The following is a 6,560-nucleotide window of genomic DNA, read 5'->3' as shown; positions in this document are numbered from 1 at the left end:
GCGGACTCGGTCGGTCCGGTGGGGGCCGAGCCGGTGGAGGGCGCCGCGGGTGCGCTGCCGGACGCTCCGGCGCGCCGCGCGCAGGTGGGCCACGCTCCCCAGCCCTGGGCGCGCTGGACCTTGGTGGCGATCGCGATCTGCTGGGCCTTGGAGGCCTTGTCGGCGGTGGCCGCGTAGGCGCTGCCGCCGTAGGCACGCCAGGTGGGGGCGGCGGACTGGAGGCCGCCGTAGTAGCCGTTGCCGGTGTTGATGTGCCAGTCACCGCCGCTCTCGCACGTGGCGATGCGGTCCCACACTCCACTGTCGGCCGCCGAGGCGGTGCCGGTGACGGCCAGGAGGCCGAGCGGGGCGAGCAGCGCCGCCCCGGCGAGGACCGCCGCCGTACGCTTCTTTCGAGCGCTGCCGCGCGTGGTATCGGCACATTCGGACATGAAGATCCCTCTCCACGGACCCGGGGCCCCCAGGACGGGGCGCTTCCCGCGCATGGACGCGGGTGTCGCGCTCCGCCCCGTCCGCCGACGGTGGTGGTGGTGCTGCGCGCTGTCTGGCTCTGCGCGGCCGGCGGACGTACCCGAGCGGTGCTCGTTGCACACGGCCGGGAATGTATGGAGGTTGACGAGCCGTCAGCAAGCAATCACCCGTCCTCCGAGGCCAGTTCACCGTTACCGCGAGTAGCAACCAATTCCGGACACCCACTTCATTCCCTGATTTCCTGATATGTCGGCCAGGCACCCTGACGATCTGTGACCCACTTCACCGGGTCAACCTCGCCGCACCCTCGGGAAGTTGGCGCGGAGTAACCAATTCCGCCCATGGATTCACCCTGCGCTCCGGTTGGTTCGATTCCGTTCGTCGTCGGGCGTGACTCCGGCCACAGATCGCCCGTTGTCTTCTTCATGAGCCGGAACCTCCGTGCTCATGGGCCGGGCGCCACCCGGCACCGACACGCACCGCATCCCGAGGAGCCACCCGTGCCGCGCATGCTCGAGGTCAGCGACGAGGTACGCGCCGAGATCGGCGACGAAGAGGCCGACCGGCTGCTCGCCGGGGAGAACGCCCCCGGCGGCTACGACTGCACGTCGTGCCGCACCCCCGGCGACTCCGAGCAGGAGCGCACCAGCACCGTTCTCTTCGTCGGCGACGAGACAGCCGTACTCGCCTTCGCCCACGCCACCTGTCTGCCCTCCCAGGTCGTCCAGGTCACCGAGGAGCAGTTGCAGGGCGCCGCCCGTTCCATCGCCGGGGACAGCCCGGCCACGGCCCAGGCCGTGCCCGAGCAGGCCGTGCTCGGCGTCACCAGCGGACTGATCCTGCTCAGCGGGGAGCTGCACCCGGCGCTGGTCGTCGAACCGACCGCCCCCATCGCCCGCCCCGGCACGAGTGGCGTGGGCGACGACTTCCTGCCACTGCTCATCGAGCAGGGCTTCATGCCGCTTCCCCAGATCGACTCCGTGCCGCCCGTACTGCACGGCTGGTCCGTCCTGCTCGCCATGGGTCAGCTGCACGCCATCCTGCAGCCGGGCGGCTCCGGTGGTTCGCCGGTCGCGTGGTGGCAGGCCCATCAGGCGCTGCAGGTCGCCGACGCGTGGCGGGCGGCCGCGAACAAGCATCAGCAGGTGCTGATGTTCGCGGCGCCGGTGGGGTCGATCGGACGGCAGCCGCGGGAGGACCTGCTGCGCGACGCGCTCGACAAGGCGGCGGCCAACGGAAAGTTGGTGGCCGCGACGCTGCCGCTGGCCGGGACCTGATCGCTCCGCTCGGCGAGCCGTGACAATCCGCCGCAGCAGTGAGGCTGGTCAGGTGACCGCGGGTCGCACGGAACGGGTCGCGCCCACGCGGCGGAGTGCATCTCGATACAGCCCCGCGCCCTTCGGGGCACGGTTTCGGGCCGGAGGCTGAATGGTTGAGCTACCGCATCCCTTCCGCGGCGGGGTCGTTGGCACAGGCGTGCACGCATACGACGTTCCTCGCCGCCAGTCCTATCCGTCGATCCCGTCCATGCGGCCGACACAGGATCCTTCGGCCACGCCCATCTACGACACGCTCTACGCGGAGTGGGTCAGGACCTACCGGACCCTGCCGGGCGACCGGCACGGGGAGGAGGACATGGGGTTCACGGGTTTCGGCAGCCTGTCGCACGGCTCGGGGGGACATCGCACCACCGGGTCGTACACCTCCGGCTCGTACGGCGCCCGGAACGCGGCGGGGCATCTCGCCACCCAGCGCGAGACACAGCCCGGTCACACGTCCACGACGACAGCCGTGTGGCAGCCGGTGGGGCGCATCCCCACCGGGCACACGGGGATGCACCACATCCCCTCCCCGCTGCCGCCGGGACCACGCCGAGGTCTTTGAAGCGGGCACATGAGGAGGCGGCCACCCGGACATCCGGGTGGCCGCCTCCTCATGTCGTGCGGGCTTCCTACTTCTTCCTGCCGCGCTTCTCGCGCACCCGTACCGAGATGTGGATCGGGGTGCCGTCGAAGCCGAACTCCTCACGCAGCCGACGCTCGATGAAACGGCGGTAACCGGCCTCGATGAAGCCGGAGGCGAAGAGGACGAAGCGCGGGGGCTTGGTGCCGGCCTGGGTGCCGAAGAGGATGCGGGGCTGCTTGCCGCCCCGGATCGGGTGCGGGTGGGCGGCGACCAGTTCACCGAGGAAGGCGTTCAGGCGGCCCGTCGGGACGCGGGTCTCCCAGCCGGCGAGCGCCGTCTCGATCGCGGGGACCAGCTTCTCCATGTGGCGGCCGGTGCGCGCCGACACATTGACCCGGGGCGCCCAGGCGACCTGACCGAACTCGGTCTCGATCTCCCGCTCCAGGTAGTAGCGGCGCTCCTCGTCGAGGGTGTCCCACTTGTTGTACGCGATGACCAGCGCGCGGCCCGCGTCGACGGCCATCGTCACGATGCGCTGGTCCTGGACCGAGATGGACTCGGAGGCGTCGATGAGGATGACGGCCACCTCCGCCTTCTCGACGGCGGCGGCGGTGCGCAGCGAGGCGTAGTAGTCGGCGCCCTGCTGGAGGTGGACACGCTTGCGGATGCCCGCCGTGTCGACGAACTTCCAGACGACACCGCCGAGTTCGATCAGCTCGTCGACCGGGTCACGGGTCGTGCCCGCGACCTCGTTGACGACGACGCGGTCCTCGTTCGCCACCTTGTTCAGGAGGGAGGACTTGCCGACGTTCGGGCGGCCGATCAGGGCGATACGGCGGGGGCCGCCGACCGCTGTGCCGAAGGTCTGCTCGGGTGCCTCCGGCAGGGCCTCCAGGACGGCGTCCAGCATGTCGCCGGTACCGCGGCCGTGCAGCGAGGAGACCGGGTGCGGCTCACCGACGCCGAGGGCCCACAGAGCAGTGGCATCGGCCTCGCCGCTCGGGCCGTCGACCTTGTTGGCGCAGAGCACCACGGGCTTGTTGGCCTTGCGGAGCAACCGGACGACGGCCTCGTCGGTGTCGGTGACGCCGACCTTGGCGTCGACGACGAACACGACGGCGTCGGAGGCCTCGATGGCGTACTCGGCCTGGGCGGCGACGGAGGCGTCGATACCGAGGACGTCCTGCTCCCAGCCGCCGGTGTCGACGACCTTGAAGCGGCGGCCCGCCCACTCGGCCTCGTAGGTGACGCGGTCGCGGGTGACGCCGGGCTTGTCCTCGACGACCGCCTCGCGGCGGCCGATGATCCGGTTCACGAGCGTCGACTTGCCGACGTTCGGGCGGCCGACGATGGCGAGGACGGGCAGCGGGCCGTGGCCCGCCTCCTCGATCGCGCCCTCGACGTCCTCGATGTCGAAGCCCTCTACCGCGGCGAGCTCCATGAACTCCGCGTACTCGGCGTCGCCAAGCTCTCCGTGCTCGTGCTCGGAGGGAAACTGGTCGTTCATGAAGTCCGTACCTCGTAGTTCATCGTGGTGATCGGTGGAGCACCCGGCTTGTCCGCCGGCTGATCCACTACTCAGTGTCGCCCAGCGCCCGATCGGACGCCCGGCGTTTTACCGGCGGCCGGTGAGCCGCCGGGCATGCTCCAGGTGCGCGCCGAGATGCTTCTGGATGCGCACGGTCGCCTCGTCGAGGGCCTTGCGCGTACGCCGTCCGCTGCCGTCGCCCGCCTCGAACGGGTCGCCGAAGACGACGTCGACGCGGGAGCGCAGCGGGGGCAGCCCCTTCATCAACCGTCCGCGCCGCTCCGTGCTTCCCAGTACGGCCACCGGGACGATCGGCGCGTCGCCGCGCACGGCGAAATAGGAGAGCCCGGCACGCAGCGAGGCGAAGTCGCCCTCGCCACGGGTGCCCTCGGGGAAGATACCGAGCACGCCTCCGTTGTCCAGGACGGCGAGCGCCTGGGTGATGGCGGTGCGGTCGGCGGTCGATCGGTCCACCTTCACCTGCCCGATGCCGAGCAGGAAGGGGTCGAGGGGACCGATGAACGCCTCCTTCTTGATCAGGAAGTGCGTGGGGCGCGGTGCCACGCCCATGACCATCGGGCCGTCGATGTTGTGCGAGTGGTTCACGGCGAGGATCACCGGACCGGTCGCGGGCACCCGCCAGGCGCCCAGCACACGCGGCTTCCACAGCCCGTACATCAGGCCGACGCCGATGCGTCGGCCCACCTCGGCACCGCGCAGCGAAGGAGCCTCGGCCGACGGGGTCCGGGCCGAGGTTTCCCGGGCCGACGGGGCCCGGTCCGCGGAGGCTTCGCTCACTTTCCCGCCCGCTTCTCCTCGACGAGGGTGACCACGCACTCGATGACCTGCTGGAGGGTGAGGTCCGAGGTGTCCACCTCGACCGCGTCGTCCGCCTTGGCGAGCGGCGAGGTCTTACGGCTGGAGTCGGCCGCGTCCCGCTTGAGGAGCGCCTCGCGGGTCGCCTGGACGTCGGCGCCCTTCAGCTCACCGCTGCGGCGGGCGGCACGGGCCTCCGGCGAGGCGGTGAGGAAGATCTTCAGGTCCGCGTCCGGCAGCACGGTCGTACCGATGTCCCGTCCCTCGACGACGATGCCGTTCTCGGCGCCCGACGCGATGGAACGCTGCAGCTCGGTGATCCGCGCCCGCACCTCCGGTACGGCGCTCACCGCGCTGACCTTGGAGGTCACCTCCTGGGTGCGGATCGGCCCGGCGACATCCGTGCCGTCGACGGTGATGGTCGGCCCGGACGGATCCGTCCCCGACACGATCTCCGGCTTCCCGGCCACGTCGGCGATCGCCGACGGGTCCTCTATGTCGATGGCGTTGTTGACCATCCACCACGTGATCGCCCGGTACTGGGCGCCCGTGTCCAGGTAGCTCAGCCCGAGCTGTGCGGCCACGGCCTTCGAGGTGCTCGACTTGCCCGTGCCGGAGGGGCCGTCGATGGCAACGATCACTGTGGCGCGTTCCACTGGGGAGCACCTTTCCTGGTCCGAGGTGGTGGGGCGAGACGGAAGACGCCCCGCACAAGGGTACTGGGTACGCGTGGCCCGCCCGGCCGCCCCTCCAGCCCGTCCGGCGTTCGAGGACGAGACCGTCCAGGCCGAAGCGGGGACCAGGGGCACAGCCCCCGGCGGGGTCCGGGGCAGAGCCCCGGGGATGGGACGGGTGGGGGCGGCGGGGGCGAGAAGACCACCCCGGCCCCCGCACCCCCGATACCGCGCACCCACACCTTCCCGCCCCCTACTGCCGAATCGCCCAGCCCCGCTCCCGCAACGCCCCCGTCAACACGACCGCCGCCTTCGGCTCCACCAACAGCTGCACCAAGCCGGCCTGCTGCCCGGTGGCGTGCTCGATGCGCACGTCCTCGATGTTGATCCCGGCGGCCCCCGCGTCGGCGAAGATACGGGCCAGCTGCCCCGGCTGGTCGTCGATCAACACCGCCACCACCTCGTAGGCCCGCGGAGCGGACCCGTGCTTGCCGGGGACCCGGACCTGACCGGCATTGCCCCGGCGCAGGACGTCCTCGATGCCGGTGGCGCCCTCGCGGCGCTTGGCCTCGTCGGAGGCCTGGAGGGCGCGCAGGGCCTGGACGGTCTCGTCGAGATCGGCCGAGACGTCGGCGAGGAGGTCGGCGACCGGTCCGGGGTTGGCGGAGAGGATGTCGATCCACATGCGCGGGTCGGAGGCCGCGATCCGGGTCACGTCCCGGATGCCCTGCCCGCACAGCCGTACGGCCGACTCCTCGGCGTGCTCCAGCCGCGCGGCGACCAGGCTGGACACGAGGTGCGGCATGTGCGAGACGAGGGCGACGGCCCGGTCGTGGGCGTCCGCGTCCATGACCACCGGGACGGCCCGGCAGTGCGAGACCAGCTCCAGCGCCAGGTTCAGGACCTCGGTGTCGGTGTCCCGGGTCGGGGTGAGCACCCAGGGCCGGCCCTCGAAGAGGTCACCGGTGGCGGCCAGCGGGCCGGACTTCTCGCGGCCCGACATGGGGTGGCTGCCGATGTAGGCGGAGAGGTCGAGGCCCAGCTCCTCCAGCTCACGGCGGGGGCCGCCCTTGACGGAGGCCACGTCGAGGTAGCCGCGCGCGAGGCCCCGGCGCATGGCGTCGGCGAGGGTCGCGGCCACGTGCGCGGGCGGGGCCGCGACGATC

General features: G+C 71.6%; 7 protein-coding genes. 2 read left to right on the top strand and 5 right to left on the bottom strand.

Translation table 11 applies throughout. The features are described 5' to 3' along the window. Window positions 1–431, bottom strand: a 431-nt coding sequence (locus AWZ10_RS22575) for a transglycosylase family protein (RefSeq protein ID WP_167365981.1), incomplete at its 3' end; no start/stop codon positions are given. 540 nt (window positions 432–971) lie between these two features. On the opposite strand from AWZ10_RS22575, the gene AWZ10_RS22570 reads away from it, so the two are divergent. Both AWZ10_RS22570 and AWZ10_RS22565 read left to right on the top strand, forming a co-directional pair. Next, complete coding sequence (locus tag AWZ10_RS22570) at window positions 972–1,748, top strand: hypothetical protein (protein ID WP_046709779.1); 777 nt, start codon at window positions 972–974, stop codon at window positions 1,746–1,748. 250 nt (window positions 1,749–1,998) lie between these two features. Further along, window positions 1,999–2,355 (top strand): hypothetical protein, encoded by a 357-nt coding sequence (locus AWZ10_RS22565; protein WP_046709782.1) that lies wholly within the window; start codon window positions 1,999–2,001, stop codon window positions 2,353–2,355. Window positions 2,356–2,422: 67 nt separating this feature from the next. Here AWZ10_RS22565 and der read toward each other — a convergent pair whose 3' ends face one another. From der to AWZ10_RS22545, 4 genes are all read right to left on the bottom strand, one after another. Next, entirely contained in the window at window positions 2,423–3,883 is a 1,461-nt protein-coding gene (gene der / locus AWZ10_RS22560) for a ribosome biogenesis GTPase Der (RefSeq protein ID WP_060891909.1), read from the bottom strand. A gap of 108 nt (window positions 3,884–3,991) precedes the next feature. Next, complete coding sequence (locus AWZ10_RS22555) at window positions 3,992–4,741, bottom strand: lysophospholipid acyltransferase family protein (protein WP_173531730.1); 750 nt, start codon at window positions 4,739–4,741, stop codon at window positions 3,992–3,994. Then, entirely contained in the window at window positions 4,699–5,376 is a 678-nt protein-coding gene (gene cmk, locus AWZ10_RS22550; protein WP_046709781.1) for a (d)CMP kinase, read from the bottom strand. Before cmk ends, AWZ10_RS22555 begins: the two co-directional genes overlap by 43 nt. A 271-nt stretch (window positions 5,377–5,647) precedes the next feature. Continuing rightward, on the bottom strand, window positions 5,648–6,560 hold a 913-nt coding region (locus AWZ10_RS22545; RefSeq protein WP_060891908.1), incomplete at its 5' end, for a prephenate dehydrogenase.

The organism is Streptomyces europaeiscabiei (genome assembly GCF_001550375.1).
Taxonomy (GTDB): domain Bacteria; phylum Actinomycetota; class Actinomycetes; order Streptomycetales; family Streptomycetaceae; genus Streptomyces; species Streptomyces europaeiscabiei.
Note: the sequence above shows the minus strand (reverse complement) of the source record. Positions and strands in the feature narration are given on the sequence as shown.